This window comes from Butyrivibrio sp. Su6 (assembly GCF_900108105.1).
In the GTDB taxonomy this organism is placed as follows: Bacteria; Bacillota; Clostridia; order Lachnospirales; family Lachnospiraceae; genus Butyrivibrio.
Genome location: NZ_FNUR01000003.1, coordinates 317,842 through 341,674, shown reverse-complemented (window position 1 = coordinate 341,674; position 23,833 = coordinate 317,842). Strand labels below are relative to the sequence as shown.

At 40.8% G+C, this 23,833-nt stretch carries 16 protein-coding genes; all 16 read left to right on the top strand.

From position 1 onward, the window contains the following. Nucleotides 1–55: 55 nt before the first annotated feature. The 16 genes from rpoC to C4S54_RS05545 all read left to right on the top strand — a co-directional run bounded on the left by rpoC (nucleotide 56) and on the right by C4S54_RS05545 (nucleotide 23,665). The gene (gene rpoC / locus C4S54_RS05620) at nucleotides 56–3,784 is read left to right on the top strand and encodes a DNA-directed RNA polymerase subunit beta' (protein ID WP_051142984.1); all 3,729 of its coding nucleotides are present in this window, start codon (nucleotides 56–58) and stop codon (nucleotides 3,782–3,784) included. Between the two features lie 171 nt (nucleotides 3,785–3,955). Continuing rightward, a complete protein-coding gene (gene rpsL, locus C4S54_RS05615) occupies nucleotides 3,956–4,375 on the top strand; it encodes a 30S ribosomal protein S12 (protein ID WP_013281753.1) in 420 nt (139 codons plus the stop codon). Nucleotides 4,376–4,540: 165 nt separating this feature from the next. Further along, nucleotides 4,541–5,011, top strand: coding sequence for a 30S ribosomal protein S7 (rpsG, locus tag C4S54_RS05610; RefSeq protein ID WP_022774679.1), 471 nt, complete (start codon nucleotides 4,541–4,543; stop codon nucleotides 5,009–5,011). A gap of 46 nt (nucleotides 5,012–5,057) precedes the next feature. Then, entirely contained in the window at nucleotides 5,058–7,175 is a 2,118-nt protein-coding gene (gene fusA, locus C4S54_RS05605; RefSeq protein WP_022774680.1) for an elongation factor G, read from the top strand. 137 nt (nucleotides 7,176–7,312) lie between these two features. Beyond that, nucleotides 7,313–8,503: an elongation factor Tu gene (tuf, locus tag C4S54_RS05600; RefSeq protein WP_103868653.1), complete on the top strand. Its 1,191-nt coding sequence runs from the start codon at nucleotides 7,313–7,315 to the stop codon at nucleotides 8,501–8,503. A 115-nt stretch (nucleotides 8,504–8,618) separates the two neighbouring features. Beyond that, nucleotides 8,619–9,137: an AAA family ATPase gene (locus C4S54_RS05595; protein ID WP_103868652.1), complete on the top strand. Its 519-nt coding sequence runs from the start codon at nucleotides 8,619–8,621 to the stop codon at nucleotides 9,135–9,137. Between the two features lie 53 nt (nucleotides 9,138–9,190). After that, nucleotides 9,191–10,192: a non-canonical purine NTP pyrophosphatase gene (locus C4S54_RS05590; protein WP_160110689.1), complete on the top strand. Its 1,002-nt coding sequence runs from the start codon at nucleotides 9,191–9,193 to the stop codon at nucleotides 10,190–10,192. A gap of 75 nt (nucleotides 10,193–10,267) precedes the next feature. Further along, complete coding sequence (locus tag C4S54_RS05585; protein WP_103868650.1) at nucleotides 10,268–10,765, top strand: HAD domain-containing protein; 498 nt, start codon at nucleotides 10,268–10,270, stop codon at nucleotides 10,763–10,765. Nucleotides 10,766–10,783: 18 nt separating this feature from the next. Further along, on the top strand, nucleotides 10,784–11,266 hold the full coding sequence (locus tag C4S54_RS05580) for a GNAT family N-acetyltransferase (RefSeq protein ID WP_103868649.1): 483 nt from the start codon (nucleotides 10,784–10,786) through the stop codon (nucleotides 11,264–11,266). Between the two features lie 33 nt (nucleotides 11,267–11,299). Further along, nucleotides 11,300–11,842 carry a phosphoglycerate mutase family protein gene (locus tag C4S54_RS05575; RefSeq protein ID WP_103868648.1) on the top strand — a complete coding sequence of 181 codons (543 nt, stop codon included), beginning with the start codon at nucleotides 11,300–11,302 and terminating at the stop codon, nucleotides 11,840–11,842. A 10-nt stretch (nucleotides 11,843–11,852) separates the two neighbouring features. Beyond that, nucleotides 11,853–12,179, top strand: coding sequence for a MazG nucleotide pyrophosphohydrolase domain-containing protein (locus C4S54_RS05570; protein ID WP_103868647.1), 327 nt, complete (start codon nucleotides 11,853–11,855; stop codon nucleotides 12,177–12,179). A gap of 73 nt (nucleotides 12,180–12,252) precedes the next feature. Further along, nucleotides 12,253–13,026: a class I SAM-dependent methyltransferase gene (locus C4S54_RS05565; protein WP_103868646.1), complete on the top strand. Its 774-nt coding sequence runs from the start codon at nucleotides 12,253–12,255 to the stop codon at nucleotides 13,024–13,026. 49 nt (nucleotides 13,027–13,075) lie between these two features. After that, nucleotides 13,076–13,564 (top strand): GNAT family N-acetyltransferase, encoded by a 489-nt coding sequence (locus tag C4S54_RS05560; protein ID WP_103868645.1) that lies wholly within the window; start codon nucleotides 13,076–13,078, stop codon nucleotides 13,562–13,564. A gap of 19 nt (nucleotides 13,565–13,583) precedes the next feature. Then, nucleotides 13,584–15,107, top strand: a complete 1,524-nt coding sequence (locus C4S54_RS05555) for a hypothetical protein (protein WP_103868644.1) — start codon at nucleotides 13,584–13,586, stop codon at nucleotides 15,105–15,107. A 256-nt stretch (nucleotides 15,108–15,363) separates the two neighbouring features. Beyond that, on the top strand, nucleotides 15,364–15,561 hold the full coding sequence (locus tag C4S54_RS05550) for a hypothetical protein (RefSeq protein ID WP_103868643.1): 198 nt from the start codon (nucleotides 15,364–15,366) through the stop codon (nucleotides 15,559–15,561). Between the two features lie 115 nt (nucleotides 15,562–15,676). Next, a complete protein-coding gene (locus C4S54_RS05545) occupies nucleotides 15,677–23,665 on the top strand; it encodes an InlB B-repeat-containing protein (RefSeq protein ID WP_103868642.1) in 7,989 nt (2,662 codons plus the stop codon). Nucleotides 23,666–23,833: the final 168 nt, after the last annotated feature.

Here is a 23,833-nt window from a genome sequence, read left to right as displayed (position 1 = left end):
ACTGTTAATTAGCGTTTAACATAAAGAAAAGAGGTTACGAATGTCTGATTCAACCATGAATAAAGCAATAAATGAAGCTTCTAGCGGAAGAAGCAGTTTGCAGCAGCAGACTTATCAGCCTATGACATTTGATTCTATTAAGATTGGACTTGCTTCTCCTGAAAAGATCAGAAGCTGGGCTCACAGAATTGATAACGATCCACACAGTGGTGAAGTTACAAAGCCTGAGACAATCAACTATAGAACACTCAAACCTGAAAGAGATGGTCTTTTCTGCGAAAGAATATTTGGACCTACAAAGGATTGGGAATGTCACTGCGGAAAATATAAAAAGATCAGATATAAGGGTGTTGTCTGCGACCGTTGCGGTGTTGAAATAACAAAGAGCAGCGTACGTCGTGAGAGAATGGGATACATCGAGCTTGCAGCTCCTGTATCACATATCTGGTATTTCAAGGGAATACCTAGCAGAATGGGACTCATTCTTGATTTATCTCCTCGTGTACTTGAGAAAGTACTTTACTTTGCATCATATATAGTTCTTGATCCAGGTGAGACAACACTTGAATACAAGCAGGTTCTTTCAGAGAAAGAATATCAGGATGCCAGAGAAGAGTGGGGCGGCAAATTCCGTGCAGGAATGGGTGCTGAATCAATCAAAGAGCTCCTTCAGGCTATTGACCTTGAAGCAGAGTATCAGGAATTAAAAGAAGGTCTTGATACTTCCAGCGGACAGAAGAGAGCAAGAATCATCAAGCGTCTTGAAGTTGTTGAAGCTTTCAGAGAGTCTGGCAATGATCCAGCTTGGATGATCATGGATTGCATCCCTGTAATCCCACCAGATCTCAGACCTATGGTTCAGCTTGATGGTGGACGTTTTGCTACATCAGATCTTAATGATCTTTATAGAAGAATTATCAACAGAAATAACAGATTGAAGAGACTTCTTGATCTCGGTGCACCTGATATCATCGTACGTAACGAGAAGAGAATGCTTCAGGAAGCTGTTGATGCACTTATCGATAACGGTAGAAGAGGAAGACCTGTAACAGGACCTGGTAACAGAGCTCTTAAGTCTCTTTCAGATATGCTTAAGGGTAAGTCAGGACGTTTCCGTCAGAACCTTCTTGGTAAGCGTGTAGACTATTCTGGACGTTCAGTTATCGTAGTAGGACCTGAACTTAAGATTTATCAGTGTGGACTTCCTAAGGAAATGGCTATCGAGCTGTTCAAGCCTTTTGTTATGAAAGAGCTTGTTTCCAGAGGAATATCACAGAATATTAAAAATGCTAAAAAGCTTGTAGAAAGACTTGATGAGCAGGTTTGGGATGTTCTTGAAGATGTAATCAAAGAGCATCCGGTTATGCTTAACCGTGCCCCCACACTTCACAGACTTGGTATTCAGGCATTTGAGCCAATTCTTGTAGAAGGTAAGGCTATTAAGCTTCACCCACTTGTATGTACACCTTTCAACGCCGACTTCGATGGTGACCAGATGGCTGTACACCTTCCTCTTTCAGTAGAGGCACAGGCTGAATGTAGATTCCTTATGCTTGCTCCTAACAACCTTCTTAAGCCTTCAGATGGTGGCCCAGTTAACGTTCCTACACAGGATATGGTACTTGGTATCTACTATTTGACACAGGAGAGACCTGGAGCACTTGGAGAAGGTAAGTTCTTCAAGAGCGTTGATGAAGCTATTCTTGCATATGAGAATGGATACTGCACACTGCAGACAAGAGTTAAGATCAGAATGGATAGAACAAATGCTGATGGCGAAGTTCAGACAGGTATTGTTGAGTCCACACTTGGAAGATTCCTCTTCAATGAGATCATTCCTCAGGATCTTGGTTTTGTAGACAGATCAGTTCCTGAAAATACATTTAAGCTCGAAGTTGACTTCATGGTAGGTAAGAAGCAGCTTAAGCAGATCGTAACTGCTATGATCAATACACATGGAACATTTGCTACAGCAGAAGTTCTTGATAAGATCAAAGCTACAGGTTACCACTATTCAACACGTGCAGCTATGACTGTTTCTATCGCTGATATGACAGTGCCTAAACAGAAACAGGAAATGCTTGATGAAGCACAGGCTACAGTTGATAAGATCGCAATTAACTATCGTCGTGGTCTTATTACTGACGAAGAGCGTTACCGTGCAGTAGTTGATACTTGGATGGAAACAGATAAAAAGCTTACTGATGAGCTTCTTGCTGGTCTTGATAAGTACAACAACATTTACATGATGGCTGACTCTGGTGCCCGTGGTAGTAACCAGCAGATCAAACAGCTGGCTGGTATGCGTGGACTTATGGCTGATACAACAGGTCGTACAATCGAACTTCCTATCAAGTCAAACTTCCGTGAAGGTCTTGACGTTTTGGAATACTTCATGTCAGCTCATGGTGCTCGTAAAGGTCTGTCAGATACAGCCCTTCGTACAGCCGATTCAGGATACCTTACACGTCGAATGGTCGATGTATCACAGGAACTTATTATCCGTGATATCGACTGCTGTGCAGACAAGGAAGTTATTCCTGGAATGACTGTTAAAGCTTTCATGGATGGTAAGGAAACAATTGAGCCATTAAAGGATAGAATCACAGGAAGATATTCATGTGAGACTATTAAAGATAAAGATGGAAATGTGATTGTTAAGAAGAATCACATGATCACTCCATCACGTGCAGCAAAGATCCTTTCAGTAGGTGTTAATGCTAAGGGACAGCCTGTAGAGGCAGTTAAGATCCGTACAATCCTTACATGTCGTTCACACAACGGTATCTGTGCTAAATGTTACGGTGCTAACATGGCAACAGGTGAGGCAGTTCAGGTCGGTGAGGCAGTTGGTATCATCGCTGCTCAGTCAATCGGTGAGCCTGGTACACAGCTTACTATGAGAACATTCCATACTGGTGGTGTTGCCGGTGGTGATATCACACAGGGTCTTCCTAGAGTAGAAGAGTTGTTCGAAGCTAGAAAGCCTAAGGGACTTGCTATTATTTCTGAGCTTGATGGTAAGGTAGAGATCAGAGACACTAAGAAGAAACGTGAAGTTATCGTAACTAACGATGAAACTGGTGAATCAAAGGCTTACCTCATTCCTTATGGATCACGTATCAAGGTTCAGGATGGAATGACAATTGAAGCTGGTGATGAGCTTACTGAAGGTTCAGTTAACCCACATGATCTTCTTAAGATCAAGGGTATCCGTGCAGTTCAGGATTATCTCTTAAGAGAAGTTCAGAGAGTATACCGTCTGCAGGGTGTTGATATCTGTGATAAGCATATTGAGGTTATTGTACGTCAGATGCTTAAGAAAGTAAGAATCGATGAGAGTGGAGATACAGATTTCCTTCCAGGAACTCTTGTAGATGTACTTGATTTTGAAGATACTAACGAAGCACTTACTAATGAAGGAAAGAGACCTGCAGAAGGTAAGCAGGTAATCCTTGGTATCACCAAGGCAGCTCTTGCTACAAACTCATTCCTTTCAGCAGCTTCATTCCAGGAGACAACAAAGGTTCTCACAGATGCAGCTATCAAGGGTAAGGTTGATCCACTTATTGGACTTAAGGAAAACGTTATTATCGGTAAGCTGATTCCTGCCGGAACAGGTATGAAGAGATATAGAAATACAGCTCTTAATACAGATGCTAATTTCAAAGATCCTGAGAAACTTATTCTCAAGAAAAAGAGAAGAGATTTTGATGATGATTTAGCAGATGGTGCTGATTTCGATATCGATGACGATGAAGTATCAGTTTCAGACGAGGACTGATAAGTTTTTGCAAAAGAGTTGTCATAAAAAATTTAGTTGACAACTAAAATAATAGTATTTATAATTCATAATTGCGTGTGTAAGCAAAGGGGATACTATGCCCCTTTGCTATATGCATATATTTAGGGTGTATTCGCCCAAGTGTTTTTATCAAAATAGGAGGTAAAAAGAATGCCAACATTTAACCAGTTAGTTAGAAAGGGTCGTCAGACATCTGTTAAGAAGTCTACAGCACCTGCTTTGCAGAAAGGCTTCAATTCTTTACACAAGAAAGCTACTGCAACAGCTTCTCCACAGAAGCGTGGTGTTTGTACAGCTGTTAAGACTGCAACCCCTAAAAAGCCTAACTCTGCTCTGAGAAAAATCGCCAGAGTACGTCTTTCAAACGGCATCGAGGTAACAAGCTATATTCCTGGTGAGGGACACAACCTTCAGGAGCACAGCGTTGTTCTTATCCGTGGTGGAAGAGTTAAGGATTTACCTGGTACAAGATACCACATCATCAGAGGTACTCTTGATACAGCAGGTGTAGCCGACAGAAAACAGGCTCGTTCAAAGTACGGCGCTAAGAGACCAAAGGCGTCAAAGTAATCTATTAACAAATCTAATTTTTTAAAAGTGTTGGTGTTCTATTCTATATATACAGATATATAAAGTAGTAAATATACCGCACGTACACTAAATTAGTGAGTACCGATGATTTATAGTAAGCAGTGAGCTTTACTGATCATTGCAATTCTAAAGGAGGGAAGAACCGTGCCGCGTAAAGGACATATTGTAAAACGTGACGTATTAGCGGATCCTTTATACGATAACAAGGTTGTTACTAAGCTTGTTAACCAGGTAATGCTTGATGGTAAGAAGGGCGTTGCTCAGAAAATCGTATATGGTGCATTCGCACAGGTAGAGGAGAAGGCTGGTAAGCCTGCTCTTGAAATTTTCGAGGGAGCTATGAATAACATCATGCCTGCTCTCGAGGTTAAGGCTAGACGTATTGGTGGTGCTACATATCAGGTACCTATCGAGGTTAGACCAGACAGACGTCAGGCTCTCGCACTTCGTTGGCTTGTAACTTTCTCACGTGCTAGAGGCGAGAAGACTATGGTAGATAGACTTGCTTCAGAGATTATGGATGCATACAACAATACTGGTGCAGCTGTAAAGAGAAAAGAAGACATGCACAAGATGGCAGAGGCAAACAAGGCATTCTCACACTACAGATTCTAATCTATTGGTGAGAGTTTCGTTTATATTTATTTAGGAGGAAGAACCTTTGGCTGATAGACAATACCCATTGGAGAGAACCAGAAACATCGGTATTATGGCTCATATCGACGCTGGTAAGACAACTCTTACAGAGCGTATCCTTTATTATACCGGTGTAAACTATAAGATTGGTGAGACTTACGAAGGTACTGCTACCATGGACTGGATGGAACAGGAGCAGGAAAGAGGTATCACAATCACATCTGCAGCTACAACTTGCCACTGGACACTTCAGCAGAATGGTAAAGTTAAACCAGGCGCTCTTGAGCACCGTATCAACATTATTGATACTCCTGGTCACGTTGACTTTACTGTTGAGGTTGAGAGATCACTTCGTGTACTTGATGGCGCTGTAGGTGTATTCAGCGCAAAAGAAGGCGTTGAGCCACAGTCTGAGAACGTTTGGCGTCAGGCTGATGGATTTAATGTTCCTCGTATGGCATTCATCAACAAGATGGATATCATCGGAGCAAACTATTTCGGAGCTGTTGAGCAGATCCGTAACAGACTTAAAAAGAACGCTATCATGATCGAGATTCCTATCGGAGCTGAGGATCAGTTCCAGGGTATCATTGACCTGTTCGAGATGCAGGCTTACATCTACAATGATGATAAGGGTGAGGATGTTACTATTGGTGAGATCCCTGCTGATCTTAAGGATGATGCTGAGCTTTATCACTCAGAGCTCGTTGAGAAGATCTGCGATCTTGATGAAGATCTTATGATGGAGTACCTTGAAGGTAATGAGCCTTCTGTAGATGCTCTTAAGGCTGCACTTCGTAAGGCAACTTGCGAATGTAAGGCATTCCCTGTTTGCTGTGGTTCTGCCCACAAGAACAGAGGTATCCAGAAACTTATCGATGCTGTTATCGAGTTCATGCCTTCACCACTTGATATCCCTGCTTGTAAGGGTACAGATATGGATGGCAATGAAGTTGAGGTTGAGTCAACAGATGATGGCCCATTCGCAGCTCTTGCATTCAAGATTGTCAGCGATCCATTCGTAGGAAAGCTTGCATTCTTCCGTGTATATCGTGGTACAGCTAATTCTGGATCATATGTACTTAACAGTACAAAAGACAACAAGGAACGTCTTGGACGTATTCTTCAGATGCATGCTAATAAGCGTTCTGACCTTGATAAAGTATATTCAGGTGATATCGCTGCAGCAGTAGGTCTTAAGAATACAGTAACTGGTGATACACTCTGCGATGAGAAGAACCCAGTTATCCTTGAGTCTATGGAATTCCCTGATCCTGTTATCGAGCTTGCTATCGAGCCTAAGACTAAGGCTGGTCAGCAGAAACTTGATGAGGCTCTTATGAAGCTTGCTGAAGAAGATCCTACATTCAGAGCTCATACAAACCCTGAAACAGGTCAGACAATCATCGCTGGTATGGGTGAGCTTCACCTTGATATCATCGTTGATAGACTTCTTAGAGAGTATAAGGTTGAGGCTAACGTAGGTGCTCCTCAGGTTGCTTATAGAGAAGCTCTTACAAAGGCTGTAGACGTTGAGTCTAAGTATGCTAAGCAGTCCGGTGGACGTGGTCAGTACGGACACTGTAAGGTTCGTTTCGAGCCTATGGATGCTAACGGTGACAACCTTTACCAGTTTGATAGCGAAGTTGTTGGTGGTGCTATTCCTAAGGAATTCATCCAGCCAATCAGCGAAGGTATCGAAGAGGCTATGAAGGCTGGTACACTTGGCGGATATCCAGTAGTTGGTGTTCATGCTACAGTTTATGATGGATCTTACCACGAAGTAGACTCATCAGAAATGGCATTCCACATCGCTGGATCTATGGCATTCAAGGATGCTATGGCTAAGGGTGCTCCTGTACTTCTTGAGCCTATCATGAAGGTTGAGGTTACTATGCCTGAAGAGTACATGGGAGATGTTATCGGTGACGTTAACTCTCGTCGTGGACAGGTTGAAGGTATGGATGATCTCGGCGGCGGAAAGATCGTAAGAGCACATGTGCCTCTTGCTGAGATGTTCGGATACGCTACAGACCTTCGTTCTAGAACACAGGGACGTGGTAACTACTCAATGTTCTTTGAGAAGTACGCTCCAGTTCCTAAGAATGTTCAGGAGAAAGTCCTTTCTAACAAGGGCAATTGATGAAAAAAAGTAAATGTATGCTGACTAAATCAAGTTTTTTGCTTGATTTAGCGGCAAACATTTAATATAATCGATATAGTCGGTTAAATTATGTATGTAAATGTTTATTAACATTTCACTAAGGAGGATATTTAGAAATGGCAAAAGCTAAGTTTGACAGAACCAAACCACACGTTAACATTGGTACAATCGGTCACGTTGACCATGGTAAGACAACTCTTACAGCTGCTATCACAGCAGTACTTGCTGATAGAGGATTCAGCCCTGCAGTAGCATTCGATCAGATCGATAAGGCTCCTGAAGAGAAGGAAAGAGGAATCACAATCAACTCTGCTCACATCGAGTACGAGACAGAGAAGAGACACTATGCTCACGTTGACTGCCCAGGCCACGCTGACTACGTTAAGAACATGATCACAGGTGCAGCTCAGATGGATGGATCAATCCTTGTTGTTGCTGCTACTGATGGTGTTATGGCTCAGACAAAGGAGCACGTTCTTCTTTCACGTCAGGTTGGTGTACCTTACATCATCGTATTCATGAACAAGTGCGATATGGTTGACGATCCTGAGCTTCTTGACCTCGTTGAGATGGAGATCAGAGACCTTCTTACAGAGTATGAGTTCCCTGGAGATGATACACCTATCATTCGTGGTTCAGCTCTTAAGGCTCTTGAAGATCCTAAGTCTGAGTGGGGCGATAAGATCATGGAACTTATGGATACAGTTGATTCATACATTCCTGAACCTACTCGTGAGAACGACAAGCCTTTCCTTATGCCTGTTGAGGACGTATTCACAATCACAGGACGTGGAACAGTTGCTACTGGTAGAGTAGAGAGAGGTTCACTTAACCTTAACGAAGAAATCGAAATCGTTGGTATCAAGGAAGAGACATCTAAGTCTGTTGTAACAGGTATCGAGATGTTCCGTAAGACAATGGATTACTGCGAAGCTGGTGACAACGTTGGTCTTCTTCTTCGTGGTGTTGACCGTGATGGTATCCAGAGAGGACAGGTTATCACAAAGCCTGGTACAGTAACTTGCCATACAAAGTTCACTGCTGAGGTTTACGTTCTTACAAAGGACGAGGGTGGCCGTCATACTCCTTTCTTCACAAACTACAGACCACAGTTCTACTTCAGAACAACTGACGTTACAGGTGTCTGCAACCTTCCAGAAGGTGTTGAGATGTGCATGCCTGGTGACCACGTAACAATGAGCATCGAGCTTATTCACCCAATCGCTATGGAGCAGGGTCTTAAGTTCGCTATCCGTGAGGGTGGACGTACAGTTGGATCAGGTAAGGTTGCTACAATCGTTGAGTAATTCTTATCGGATTGCATAAACACAGAGTTTATAAAGAGCTTCAAGCCTTGTGCTTGGGGCTCTTTTTTCGTACAATAAAGAAACGTATTGAGTATATTTGGGGGAGTAAAAGACTATGCGTATCATTATTTGTGGTTTAAATGGAGCTGGTAAAAGTACTTTGGGGAGAGCACTGGCAGGGCAGCTTCATTATGAATTCAGAGATATCGAAGATTATTATTTCCCGAAAACAGATGATAAATATGAATACAGTGTTCAGAGGACAGAGGAAGAAGTAGCAGTGCTGTTACTCAAAGACTTGGAAGAAAACGATGATGTTGTACTTGCATCAGTTCGTGGTAATTACAGTGAGCAGATAGAAAAACTATTCGATATGGCAGTATACATTGATATACCCAAAGAGATTAGAATGGCAAGAGTAAGAAAAAGATCCAATGACAAATTTGGAAATCGTATGTTACCAGGGGGAGACCTTTACGAGAGTGAAGAACATTTCTTTAAAATGGTCGAGGCTAGATCTGATGATCATGTAAAAGGTTGGCTGAATGATTTAACTTGTCCTGTGATTAGTATAGATGGAACTGCCGAAGTGGCTACCAATGTTGAAATAATATTAAATCGTATTGATCGCTGAGTGGATGCAAGGGTGATGAATAAGCTTGTGAGAAAGGTATTTGAAATATGCAATTGTTATATGCTACAGGGAATGAATCCAAAATATGTAATATGAGATACAGACTCACGGGATATGATGTAGAGATTATTACTCCTAAAGACCTGGGAATTCATATAGATGTCGATGAATCAGGCAGTACTCCTATAGAAAATGCCAGATTAAAGGCAATGGCGTATTATGAAAAAACAGGACTTCCGACATTAGCAGCAGATTCAGGGCTCTATGTAGATGATATTCCTGCAGATGCGCAGCCAGGATTATTTGTGCGCAGGGTAAAAGGTAAGACATTATCGGAAGAGGAAATGATTGAGCATTATAGTAATCTGGCTGCAAGATACGGAGGAAGGCTGAAGGCACGTTATATTACAGGATTGGTTCTGCTGATAGATGGAAAAGAATATACTACAGAAGTACCTGATGACGATTTTTACATATCTAATGAACCAAATGTTAACAGGAAACATAGAGGTAATCCGCTTGATGTTGTAACGATTTGTCCTGCCAACGGCAAGTACTTTAATGACTGCTCATTAGATGAGCTTTCAGTTCTTGCAGGTTCTTTTGATGAAAAGTGCATTAGATTTTTGCAAGAATCCAAAATAATTCCGGAAAAATCATGTGGTGCTGTAGTTTATTCGATAATAGATGGTCACACAGAATATTTTTTAGTTGAGGAAACGTCTGGATTTTATAGTTTTCCGAAAGGCCATATTGAAATTGGTGAATCTGAGGAACAAACAGCAATTCGAGAGATTTTGGAAGAAACGGGACTTGATCTAAAATTGATATCAGGTTTTAGAAAAGTTAGTGAATATGTACCTGCCGAGAGACCAACCATAAAGAGGCAGATTGTGTACTTTCTTGCAGAAAATAAAAATCAGGAGCCTAGGATTGTAAGGCCACAAGAAGTGAAAACTATCAAAAGATTGAAACTTGAAGATGCATTACATCTGTTGGAATATGAGGCTCCAAGAAGAATACTGTTTGAAGCAGATGAATTTATAAACGGCTGAAAATGCCTATTTATGGGCATACACCATAATGGTGACAGGAATTTTTTCATAAAAACGTTAGTAAGGGATTGTATTATGAGCAATGTAATATTCCTTGATGTGGATGGAGTCCTTAAATCGAAGTTTTGGGACAACGAACATCAACGTGAGATTAGTAATGGCAAATATATTGATTTTGAGGCTGTAAAGTTACTTGGAAGCCTTGTGAAAAGAACTAATGCTAAGATAATTCTTCATTCTGGCTGGAGATTTTGGTTTGATGAAACGATGAAACCATTAAGGACGGAAGCAGATTTTTTGGCTAACACAATGAAGGAAGCAGGCATTACGATTGCAGGAGTAACACCAGACTTAACTACGGAAGAGATAAGAAAGACCAAGAAGTTTAGCCTGGTTAAAGCTGATGAAATTCTTTTGTGGTTAAAAGATAATCCCTCTGCAAATTGGGTAGTACTTGATGATCTTGAACTTCATAATAGTGAGATTGAAAAACATCAGGTAAGGACAGATGCTGAGGTTGGCCTTACTACAAAAGATGTTGAAAAAGCTATAACTATACTACTGGGAAATTAGTTAGAAGGAAGAGACTATATGTTAAGACTTGAGAAGATAAATGGAAAAAATGTTTGGGATATATTAAAACTATCTGTTAATGAAGACCAGAGAGAATTTGTTGCTTCTAATGACGTTAGTATCATTGAGGCTTATACAACCATCACAAATAATGGTTATGCTTTCCCTTTTGGCATCTATGATGAGGATATTCTGGTTGGATTTGTCATGATCGGATATGACAAAGATGATTATTGGGACGATGCTCCAGCAATTGCAAACAACAACTATAATCTTTGGCGGCTGATGATAGATAAGAGATATCAGCAAAAGGGCTATGGCAGAATAGCAATAGAACTTGCGCTCGAATTTATTAGGACATTTCCATGTGGAAAGGCTGAATACTGTTGGCTTTCATATGAACCGGAGAATAAGGTGGCAAAAGCTCTTTATGAGTCTATTGGATTTGTAGAAACCGGGGATGTGGACGGAGAAGAATTAATTGCAGTTTTAAAACTATAATATCGGGAGATATTGGGGAATGGCAGCTATTCTATGAGAGTAATGATAATTAGGCATGGAAAAGTACTTCATGATTGGAAAAAGTGGTGCACATCTGCTGAGTTTGATGAGCAGTGTGCGTTATATGACAAAGCTCCAATTGATAAGGCATCTGTAGATACAGTGAACGATGATATTCAAAAAGTTTATATTAGCGATTTGGACAGGACTCTACAAACTGCAGAAAAGATATTTGGAGAAGAGGCTTTCAATAGGACAGCACTGCTAAATGAGGTTCCGCTTCATTCAGGATTTGATATAGCAATACGTTTGCCGTTGGGGGTCTGGAATGTTTTAGGAAGGCTGCAATGGCTGACCGGAAATAAAAGACAACCTGAAGGCAGGAAGCAGACTTCTAAGAGAGCTGAGCAGTTTGTGAACATGATAATAAAGCATAATGAGGATTGTGCTGTAGTCACACATGGCTTCTTTATGCATACTTTGATTAGAATAATGAAGAATGTGGGTTTCAAAGCAGATAAAGAGCGAGTGAACTATAGGAATGGAGAAGTGATTTTACTTACAAGAAAGTGTTAAGGGGAGAATTATGTCAGATTTTGGTATAAATGAAATGCTTGATATGCAGAGAGCTTTACAGGAGAAGTACAAGGATAAGTGGGAAGGTATTTCTCCGGAAGTTGGGAAGAGTAAGCTGCTGTGGATGATTGGTGAAGTTGGAGAAGTCATTGATATAGTGAAGAAGTATGGCCCTGAAGCGTCTAATGCGGATAACCCTGAGCGTGAGCATCTGATAGAAGAGCTTGCAGATGTCCTAATGTACTATAACGATGTGCTTCTTTGCTATGGAATAACTGCAAAGGAGTTAAAAGATACTTACACAAACAAGTTTCAAAAGAACATGAAGCGCTGGTGACGTAAATCACTATGCGAATTATTATTTGTGGACTAAATGGAGCAGGAAAAAGTACCTTGGGGGAAGTATAAGTATGAACAATAAATCATTTGATTCGCATAGAATTGCGGAGGGGTATGCAAAAAGACCTTGGTTACACAAAGGTGTAATTGACAGGTTTAGAAAAGATTGTGATTTGCCCGAAGATTATATGTTAAGTAATGGACTTGATGTTGGCTGTGGTGCAGGGCTGTCAACTAAAGCGCTTAAGACTATATGTAGACATGTGACAGGTACAGATATCGCAGAATCAATGGTAGAGGTCTGCAATGAATTATATGGATCAGACGAAGCATATAGTTTTTATACTGCGGGGGCAGAAGATACTTTGATACCTGATGAAAAGTATGATGTTGTATCAGCCGCAGGAATGGTCAATTGGGTTGATGAAAAGAAATTTATGGAAAACCTTATCGAAGTGACCAAGAATGAGTGTTTTATTATAATTTATGATTTCTGGATTACAGATAAAATGAAAAATGTTCCTGAATATACAAGGTGGTATCAAGACGAGTATTTGAAACGATTCCCCAAGCCACCGCGTAAAGAGAATATCTGGACTGATGCAGATTTAATAAACGGATTAAAAATGTATAAGCAGATTAACTATGAACTCATTCATTCCTTTAGTTTGGATGACTTTATAGACTTTATGATGATACAGTCCAATGTTAATGCCAAGATTGAAAGTGGTGAGATGGTTGAATTACAGGTCAGGAGCTGGATGAAGGATACTTTATCTCTGATTTTTAAAGATAAGGAGCAGGAGCTTATTTTCGATGGCTATACTTGGTATATAAAAAGATAATACATGAGAGTTTTAACGACGAAAATATATTTGGAGGAGGGCAGATTTAATGGATTATAATATAGTACTTGCGTCTGAGCAGGATAGGCAGCAGATATTGGATTTGTACGAGGAGCAGAAGGGCAGGGAGTTTTGTCCATGGGATGAAGATTACCCGTCAAATGAGACTATTGATTTTGATCTGTCCCGAGATGCTCTGTTTGTTATGAAAGCGGACGGAAAGGTCATTGCAGCGATATCGTTAGAAGTGGATGAGGATGTAGACAATCTTGTGTGCTGGAACAGAGATATTTTCCCAGGTGGAGAACTGGCCAGAATTGCAGTTACACCTTCTATGCAGAATAGGGGACTTGCCAGAAAAATGATGCAGCACGGGATGGAAGCATTGAAGGAACGAGGCTACAAGAGTGTTCATTTTCTTGTAAATAAGTATAACGTGAAGGCAATTAAGTGCTATGCTATATTTGGCTATAATGTAGTAGGCGAGTGTCACATGTATGATCAGGACTTTTTGTGCTATGAAAAAGAGCTAATATAACAACCGGGAGTAAAACGTTATGGATAAGGGGAAAAAGTGGATAATAATATCGTCAGTGCTGATGGGAATTCTATGCGCACTGACGATATTTTTTGTGGTATTAAAGCAGGGAGAGACTGATATTAGGAAACTGCATAGATGGTGCAATGATGCAGGAATGTGGCTGGTTGTCATATGGCAGATTGTGCTCGTTATCATCTGCGCTATCATTTGGATCAAAGTGTTAAAAGATGTAGCAAATCCCGGGAAGACCATTTTACGGTGCGCCAGCCTTGGGGTCACATGTCTTGCAATTATTTTTTTGGCGGGAAGTTGGTTATATCTGGCCTTTGATTACAACTATGGACATGTGGTGCTTCAAAAAAGCAACCTGTACCTGATAAAAACTGAAGATGGCTATGGAGGATGTGACTATTCTGTATGGTCAAAGAGCAGCTTTTTTTACAGAAGGCTTGAGCATGATATAGGAGATTCAGCAGATTCTGTAGCAGAGGGAATATTCTATTCGTATGTTAATGGTTTTAAAGACAATACAGGAGTGGATATTACGGCTGCTACCGGAGATGATTCAGGTGAGATTTCTGAGCAGATTAAAAAAGAGTATCAGTACTTAAATGATTTCATTGCAGTCACAGAAGATACTTTTCCTGAAAGGTTTCAAAGAGGCCTTTATTGGCAAGAAAAAGCATGCACTGAAAACAGTATCGGAAGAGTTCAGGTTCCCATAATCGATGAGAATGGGATGCAGGATATGACCTGGTTTTGTGAGAATATCTGTCAGTGGCTTGAGTCCTGCCTTGAAAGAGTTCCCTATGAAGATGCACCCTGGTTATACAAAGAGATTGTTTTTGCTATGCCATCCATTTCTGATTCATTTGATCCATCGCCATACATCAGTGTTGGATATGATCACGATCCTTTGTACGAAGCGATATATGACTTTGTGGATAAAAAGCTGACATCAGCAGATTATCCAAAACATAAAGCCTATGGAATGCTTGAGTTTGTGGATGATGGGAGCGATGAATTTTTCCCGTCTGTTGAGCCGGAGTGCTCCTATACAACGAAGGACGGAGTAACATATGGCATGCTTCTTGTGGACAGAGCAGGTGGCAGCAGTTACTACTCCCTTGTTGCTTATCAAAAAGGAGAAAAAACACCGGTCATGGTAAATCGTGATCCCTACAATGGCTTCGGTGGTCAGGCAGAATGGATAACATTCATCGATGATTCGAACCTTGGATTTTCCTGCCTGTCTTATAACGGCGGTGATGATGCGCTTCTTTACAGAACTGAAGACGGAGGAAAGTCTTTTACCCAGATAAATTATCCCTCTGCAAAGGTCAAACTTTCAGATGGAACAATTTACAATCCTTTTGTAATACCGGAAAAGGTGTGGCTTGAAGATGGCAGTTTATATATGCTTGCAGGTCAGAGCCCATGGTCAGGGGATTATTACAGCGAAGAACTTGGCAAACACCCATCAGGACTGTATGTATCACATGATGATGGTATGAGCTTTGAATACGTTGGTGAGCAGTGAATACACAAAATTCTAAACAAAAAATAAAGCCCTTGGTTAACGAGTGGTTAATCGATTATACAAAAGCCCATTTTATGGGCTTTTTCTAACTTCTTTAAGATTTCTTTATAATTTTAATCAAATGTTAAGCGGAAAGCGACGTCAATCATTCCCTTTATGATGGGGGAAATGATTGACGTTTTTTTACAATAAGACTATCAGAGAAAATCATATCTTTAGAGATAGACTCTAAACTCGTACAAGAGAGGAGATGCCTATGGAACAAAGACATGATAAACAAACATTCATTGTTAAGATCTCTAACTGTCAGAACGGCACTTGGCAGGGCAGAGTCATCTGGGCCGATGAAAACAAGATGCAGCATTTCAGAAGCGCACTGGAACTGCTAAGGCTCATAGATGATGCAACCAAGGCTGTATCTGAATTACAGGTCAAAGAAGTGTCTGGAAAGTAAAGTCAAGAAATCGAACCCAAAATTTAGTAACCAAAAACAAACCAAAAACGAAAACTATTAACCGGCAACAAACGCCCAAACACAAAAGCAAATCTTTATGAGGGAGGAAATGCTTATGTTGAGAAAATGGAACCGATTTTTAGCTATTCTTCTAGCATTCGCACTTGTGACAACCACTTTTAACAGTGATTTTGCAAGTGTTCGAGTTCATGCTGATGGAGAAGAAACTGAAGAATCCGTAGAGGAACAGGAAGAGTCTTCAGGTGAGGATGATTCCGAAGAAGAAGGTTCTGAAGAAGACAACTCTGAAGAAGAATCTCATGAAGATGGAAATGAAGAATCAGGCGACGATGCTCAGGAACAGAATGAAGAGCAGAATGAAGAACAAAACGAAGAGCCTGAAACTACAGATCCTATCGCTGAGAATGAAGAAGTAGCAGAAGCTACTGCAGAGATAGCTACGGAAGAACCGAAGGAAGAACCAAAAGAGGAGAAAAAAGAAGAAGTTCCTGCAGCAACTGAAACCACAGCTGCAGCTACAGAAAGCTCATCTCTTTGGGAACCTATTCCTGAAGAAGCAGCAGTTGCAGCATCTTCGCTTGCTTCAGTAGAGGAAGAAGAGAAAGAAAAAGAAGAGAACCTTGTAACTGTAAAATACTATGTTACTGAAGGCGGAAGTATCTCAAGAGATGAAGAGACAGTTGATCTTAATGATGAGGAAGCAAAGTTTGAGGGATCAACAGCCACAGCTGACAGTGAAGAGTATGAGTTTAAAGGATGGAAAGATAGTGACGGCGCTATAGTTACTACAGATAACACTATAGTTCCTAAAGATATTGAGGAAGACACCAGCTTTACAGCAGTATTTGAAAAGAAAGTAAAAGAAGAGAAAAAAGATGACATGCCGGCCAAGGATTTTACAGGAAGTGCCGGTGGCATGGATGTTTTTGTAAGCGCAGATGAAGGTGTGTTCCCTAAAGGAACCACGATGAAAGTAAGAGCTATATCTGATGCAGAAGCGCTTGACGCAGCTAAAGATGCTCTAGGAGAAAATGCAAAGTCTGCAAAGGGTGTTGATATTTCATTTTATGACGAAGATGGAAATGAAATCGAGCCCGCAGATTCAAAGTCAGTACGAGTATCAATTTCACTTTCTAAGGAACTTGAAGGCGAGTCATTCAGCGTAGTTCATAAGGATGATGAAGGAAATGCAGAAGAAATCGCACCAGCAAGTTCCGACGGTGCAGAATTTGATGCTGATTCTTTCTCTGTTTATGTTCTTGCGGGTGTTGAAAACGGCAATGAAAAGGCTGTTGCAACATATGTTTTCAAGGTTTACAACATTGAAACTGAGAACTGGGATGTTGTATCTGAGCAGAGAGTAAAAGACGGTGAGATACTTAATAATCCGGGAATTCCAAATATTACGAAGGATCAGGTTTTTAAAGGGTGGTTTACAGAAGACGGTGAAGTTACTTTTGGCGAAAAAGAAGTATCTGTAACAGAGACAATTACAGTTAAAGCCAAAATAATTACAACCTATTACTCTACTCTTAGAGGTATTGGAGGAGTAGTTGAACAGACTCTTGAGAAAGAAGCAGAGAATGATGGAAGTGCATATGTAACACTTAATGTTTTAGTTACACCTGAACATGCTGAACAGGCCTTTAAGGGCTGGAAGAATTCTGAAGGTGAAGTATTTGCCTATGGAACACGGATTGATATTTCCAAACCAAAGAATAGTATCCTTAATGCGGAGATAATCAGTGCATACTGGATTAACTTTAACGAGAATGACGGCGGAACAGGTGGCGGTGCTTCTTTCACATCACCTATTTATGTAACCGAGGAAACTAATTATAAGGCAACTCAGCCGACTGCTCCTACAAGAAGCGGGTATGTATTCGGTGGATGGTACAAAGAAGCTGCATGCACAAATCTGTTTGACTGGAATACAACAATAACAGAAAATATCACGCTTTATGCAAAGTGGACTCCGGGCAAGGCAAGTTTTACAGTGATCATATGGAAGCAGAAAGTTGACAGTCCTATTTCTGAGGGCAAGACATATGATTATGAAGACAGCAGAGTTATATCAGACTATAATGCGGGTGATACTATAACCGCCGGGATGCTTGGAAATGATCTTAGTAAGAGCTATACAGGATTTAAGCGAACACCGACCTGGGAAGTAGTAAATAAAAACAGTTCTGACGGAAATACGATTGTTGCTAAAGGAACAACTGTTGTAAATATTTATTACGACAGAGAAGTAGTTACATTGTATTTTAAAATAAGAAGTGGTGGTAGGTGGGTTGATTATCCGGCTATATCTGAGATGAAAGGACTTTTCGGATCAACACTTGCTTCAAATGGGTATACGTGGCCGGCAGAGAGAGTGTGGCATAGAGATAGTATTGACGGAACACATACCACATTCCTGGATGCTTTCATTCCACCGACAGGGTATACAGGATATACTATTACTTATTATAGCAATGAGGATACATCAGGTAATTATATAATTCAGCATATCAAACAGGACTTGAATGGTGGATATACAATAGTTGCAAACGAAACAAAGTCCGAGGGTGGAAATGCCACATTTAATTTTACAAATAAATATACCGGATTTGAAGTAGTCCAATATTCAACAAACGGAGTAAGCTGGACCAATACAAGCGCAGGACAATCGACCGGATACAGCAGAAATCTATACGTTCGCTATATGAGAAAAAGCTATAAGTTCACTCTCGCACATACAATTTACGGTATTGATCCTGTGACAGGCGATCCGATTGATGTTTCAGCAACATACCTTGAACCAAAATATACACTTTTATATGAAGCACCTATTGGAAATGCGAAGGAAAGCGTTGTTGCCGCAGCCGACGCACTTTCTGCACCTGAAGGCTATATGGCAAAGGCTGGATCTGGCGGCGGAGTAGGTATTTTTGCAGATCCTCAGGGAAATCAGGAAGTAGACTGGACAACTCCAATGCCGGCAAGTGATGACATAATATTATATGTAGTATGGGTTAAACAGAGATTTACTGCTAAGCTTGACCTTAACGTTGATGGCGATAAGGATTACAACACAACCGGTGGATATTCACAGGTTCAGGTATCAAATAATCAGGCTACAGAGTTTAGACCATATTATGGCGCAATAATTGATAAAAACGCTATAATGAATAACTTTAGTAGAGCGGGCTATGATCTCGTAGGATGGTTTGATAAAGAAACGGATCAGCCCTATGACTACGGACATGTTACCAGTGATGTTAATCTCTATGCTAAGTGGAGAAAGACAGGTACAGTTAAGGTCAAATATGACGCAAACGGCGGAACCCTTATATCTGATGAACCTGATAGTAATCAGTATGCAGGAGATTCAACTGTAGTTGTAGCAGCGCCTCCAAAGACAAATCCTCCTAAGAAGACTTTCATAGGTTGGGAACTTCTTGATAAGAACGGAAATGCTACTAAGCTCCTTTATCCAAATAGTAGTTTCGTGATAGAGGATACGCTTATAGCAACAGATGCTGCCGGCAATTATGTGAAACTTAGAGCAAAATATGTTGATACAGGTTTATCTGAAGAGGAACTCAGAACAAGCTTTACATATCATCCAAATGGTGGAAATGGCAGTGCGGTTACAATTTCTACAACAGGAGATGACAATCATCCTCTTCACGTAAATGAAGCAGTTACAGCTTGGACATATGATGAGGCTGTCGCACACTTTACAAGAGAAGGATATAAGCTTCTTGGATGGAACACAGATCAGACACAGGCCAATGCTCAGGTAGTAAGCATAGGATTTGGCGCAGAGTACATAATTGCTGACAATGAGGACAATCCGGGCAATTCTTCTGCAAACATACTTTATGCAGTATGGAAACCTGAAATTGAAGTAGTAGTAACAATTAAAGGAAATACCAAGACTGAAAATTATAGCGGTACTGAATATGAAGTCAGTGGATTTGAAGTAACTGACATATCCTATATGGTTGGCGGTCAGCCATACAGTGGAAGCGGATTTGCTCCTTCTGACGTAAAACTAAAAGAAGGTGTAGCAGCATATGCAAAAGGAACTGATGTAAATACATACAATATGGGATTAACACGAGACAGCTTTACTACAACCAATACTTCTTTTGATAAGGTATCATATGTAGTAACAGATGGATGGTTAAAGATTGATCCTATAGCTGTAACGGTAACAATTACAGGTAACAACAGCACAATAGTTTATGATGGTGAAGATCATAAAGTAACAGGTTACACAGCAGTAGCAGATAACCAGGCATTTGATGTAAATAGCATATCTTTTACCGGAGAAGCAAGTGCAACACAAAAAGAAGTTGGCACAAAATATATGGGACTTGATGCATCACAGTTTTCGGCAACAAGTACTAACTATACAGTATCCTTCACTGTAACTGATGGTTATCAGGCAATTACTCCAAAGGATGTTACAGTAACTATCACAGGTCACCATAGTGTTGATGAGTTTGATGGAACAGAGCATACAGTTATCGGCTATGATGTGGAAAGCAGTAGTCCTCTTTATACAGAAGCTGACTTCACATTCTCAGGCACTGCAGAAGCTAAAAGAACTGATGAAGGCACAACAAATATGGGCCTGAAGCCAGAGCAGTTCACAAACACAAACTCTAATTTCGGAACTGTAACCTTTATGGTAACTGATGGATATCAGACGATTACACCGGTTGATGAAGTTGTTGTAACAATCACAGGTCACAAGAACGTTGCAGATTACGATGGAACTGAGCATACAGCGGAAGGATATGATTGGAAAATCAGCAGTGATCTTTATACAGAAAATGATTTCACATTCTCAGGTTCTGCTACAGCAGCAAGGACTGATGCAGGAACAACTAATATGGGACTTGCAGCTGAACAGTTCGAGAATACAAACAGTAACTTCAAAAAAGTAACCTTTAATGTAACAGATGGTTATGTAACAGTTAATCCAATCAGTGTAACGGTTACTATCACAGGTAACAAAGAATCTTATGATTATGATGGTGAAGAGCATAGCGCAACAGGCTACGAAGTAGCGATAAGCAACCCTCTTTACAAAGAATCTGACTTCACATTTAAAGGTTCTGCTACAGCAGCAAGGACTGATGCAGGAACAACTAATATGGGACTTGCAGCTGAACAGTTCGAGAATACAAACAGTAACTTCAAAACAGTAACCTTTAATGTAACAGATGGATCTGTAACCATCAATCCTGTAAGTGTAACAGTGACCATCACAGGTCATAAAGAATCTTACGACTATAATGGCCAAGAGCAGAGCGTAACGGGATATGATGTGGCAACCAGTAATTCTCTGTACACTGCAAATGACTTCACATTCAGCGGAGATGCAACAGCAAAGAGAACTGAAGTTGGAACAACTGACATGGGACTTGCCATAGATAAGTTCACCAATACAAATGCAAACTTCGAGAATGTAACTTTTGAATTAGCTGATGATGGTGCAATAACAATCAATCCTATCAGCGTAACAGTTACAATTGAAGGCCACAAGGGTTCTGAGGTTTACGATGGCGCAGCACACACAGTAAAAGGATATGATGTAAAGGCAATCAGCAATCCTCTTTACACAGCAAATTACTTTACATTTAGCGGAGATGCAACAGCAACCAGAACTGAAGTTGGAACGACAGGTATGGGACTTGCCATAGATCAGTTCACTAACACAAATACAAACTTCGCTGTAACATTTAAAGTAACTGACGGAGAGATGGAGATCACTCCTGTAACAGAAAAGGTAACAGTTACAATTACAGGTAACACATTAACAAAGCCTTATAACGGAAGTGAGTGGGAAGTAACCGGCTACACATTTGCAAGTAACAACGCTCTTTATACACAGGACAGCATAGAATTTAAAGGAACTGCCAGGGCAGCAGGAACAGATGCTGATACATACCAGATGGGACTTGCAATAGAGCAGTTCTCCAACACAAGCGATAACTTCGCAAATGTAGAATTTGTAGTAAAGGATGGCTGGCTTAAGATTACTCCTATCAAGGCGACAGTAACGATAGTTGGTAATCACGATGCAGTAACCTATGACGGAGCAGAGCATGAAGTAAGCGGATTTGAGAGTATCACATACAGCACTCCACTCTACAAGAGAAGCGACTTTAGATTTGACGGAACAGCAGTAGCTAAAAGAACTGAAGCTGGCACAACCAACATGGAACTTAAGCCTGAGATGTTCGTTAACCTGAATACTAAAAACTTTGAAACTGTAGAGTTTAAGATTGTTGATGGTTATATCACGATTGTTCCTGCTGGAGAGGTTGTAGTAACAGTTACAGGTAACCATAACACCTTTGACTACGACGGAACCGAGCATGAAGTATCCGGCTATACATTTACAGCAAGCGATCCCCTTTACACAGAAAAAGATTTCACTTTCGAAGGAAATGACAGTGTAACAAGGATTGATGCCGGAACAACCAACATGGGACTTACAAAAGAAGATTTCACTAACATAAGTGAGAACTTTGAGAAAGTAACCTTTGTAGTAACAGACGGATACATTACTATCAATCCAATAGCAGTAACAGTAACGATCACAGGAAATAACAACACTTACGTATATAACGGAAGTGCGCAGGCTGCAGAAGGATATGAGGCAAAAGCTGACAACGAGCTTTACAGCGCAGACAGCGTACTCTACAAGGGAGAAGCCACAGCTCAGCGCACAGACGTTGGAACAACTCCAATGAACCTGGATGCCGGATTATTCGAAAACACAGATACTAACTTCAATGATGTTACATTCGTAATTGGAAAAGATGGATTCGTTACAATAACTCCTCTGGAAGTAGTAATTACTGTAACAGGTAATACCAAGGAAGAGACCTACGATGGAAAAGAGAAGGAGGTAACAGGATACACAGCTAATGCTAATAACGATCTGTACCAGCTTTCAAAGGTTAATATGACAGGCCAGGCACTTGCAAAAGGAACACTTGTTGGAACATACAACATGGGACTTAAGGCCGAGCAGTTCACAAATACTGATGAAAACTTCAAGGCAACCTTCGAAATAGTTGATGGTTATCTGAAGATCAATGACAGAGGAGAAGGAGAGAAATTCCTTGTAACACTTATAACTGATGATGTTGAAAGACCATACACAGGCCAGGTTTACAGCGGATTCGGATATCACGCAGAAGGCGGCAAGAGTGTAAACGCAGCGGCAGCAGCTGTTAACAGAGTAGTAAACTTCTTAAGCGGAATTATTACACCAATATCAGCAGGAGCAGCAGATGGAACTTCTTCAGATCCTAATATCACGATCGATGGAGTAACATACAAAGTAACCGGACTTTCAGTAGATGTAGCAGAAAGAGATGCAGGCAAGTATCCACTTACTATCAGCGGCGACATGGTAATTCTTGATGAAGCCGGAAATGATGTAACAGATCAGTTTGCAGAAGCTACCAAGAAGGAAGGAACTCTTACTATCACTCCAATGCCTATCACAGTAACATCAGGAAGCGCAAGCAAGACTTATGATGGAACAGCTCTTACTAACAGTGAGATCACAACAGACAGGGCATGGGGCGAAGGCGACGCAGTTGGATACAATATTACAGGAAGACAGATAGAGGTTGGCGAAAGCGATAATACATTCGATGTTATCGGAGCCGGTAACACAAACCTTGAAAAGAACTACGTAGTAACCAGGGTTTACGGAAAACTTACAGTAAGTGATGCTGTAGTTCCTCCGACACCTACACCAACACCTACACCAACTCCAGATCCAACACCGGATCCAACACCTACACCTATCGATGACACACCTACTCCAACAGCACCTGCACCAGCACCGGTAGCACCAGCACCGGCACCATTACTTACAGGAACACCTGATCCTGCAGTACTTGGAGCACAGAGAGCAGCAAACCAGGCAGCAGTTCTCGGAGCAAGAAGAGCAAAGACAGAAGATTCTACAAACGATGCAGCAAGGCTCTTTGCAATAATCATTGCGGCAGCAGTGGCTATAACACTTATGGCTACCAAGAGACGCAAAGAAGAGGAATAATACTTAAAAGCCTCAAATGAGTAAATCACTATAATAGTTAAATGATAAAGGAGCTATCGATCAGACAGTTGGTCGATAGCTCTTTTGCCGTGAAGATTTATTTTTACAATAATGATAGTTTATTTGACTTGGAGCAAAAAAGCTTATAGAGTTAAATTGAGGTATTTT

Bases quoted from the DNA above. Each gene is read 5' to 3' on its own strand.
- rpoC (WP_051142984.1), top strand. From the start codon at position 56: ATGAATAAAGCAATAAATGAAGCTTCTAGCGGAAGAAGCAGTTTGCAG.
- tuf (WP_103868653.1), top strand. From the start codon at position 7,313: ATGGCAAAAGCTAAGTTTGACAGAACCAAACCACACGTTAACATTGGT.
- C4S54_RS05595 (WP_103868652.1), top strand. From the start codon at position 8,619: ATGCGTATCATTATTTGTGGTTTAAATGGAGCTGGTAAAAGTACTTTG.
- C4S54_RS05575 (WP_103868648.1), top strand. From the start codon at position 11,300: ATGAGAGTAATGATAATTAGGCATGGAAAAGTACTTCATGATTGGAAA.
- C4S54_RS05555 (WP_103868644.1), top strand. From the start codon at position 13,584: ATGGATAAGGGGAAAAAGTGGATAATAATATCGTCAGTGCTGATGGGA.
- C4S54_RS05570 (WP_103868647.1), top strand. From the start codon at position 11,853: ATGTCAGATTTTGGTATAAATGAAATGCTTGATATGCAGAGAGCTTTA.
- rpsL (WP_013281753.1), top strand. From the start codon at position 3,956: ATGCCAACATTTAACCAGTTAGTTAGAAAGGGTCGTCAGACATCTGTT.
- C4S54_RS05545 (WP_103868642.1), top strand. From the start codon at position 15,677: ATGTTGAGAAAATGGAACCGATTTTTAGCTATTCTTCTAGCATTCGCA.
- C4S54_RS05565 (WP_103868646.1), top strand. From the start codon at position 12,253: ATGAACAATAAATCATTTGATTCGCATAGAATTGCGGAGGGGTATGCA.
- C4S54_RS05550 (WP_103868643.1), top strand. From the start codon at position 15,364: ATGGAACAAAGACATGATAAACAAACATTCATTGTTAAGATCTCTAAC.
- C4S54_RS05580 (WP_103868649.1), top strand. From the start codon at position 10,784: ATGTTAAGACTTGAGAAGATAAATGGAAAAAATGTTTGGGATATATTA.
- C4S54_RS05560 (WP_103868645.1), top strand. From the start codon at position 13,076: ATGGATTATAATATAGTACTTGCGTCTGAGCAGGATAGGCAGCAGATA.
- C4S54_RS05585 (WP_103868650.1), top strand. From the start codon at position 10,268: ATGAGCAATGTAATATTCCTTGATGTGGATGGAGTCCTTAAATCGAAG.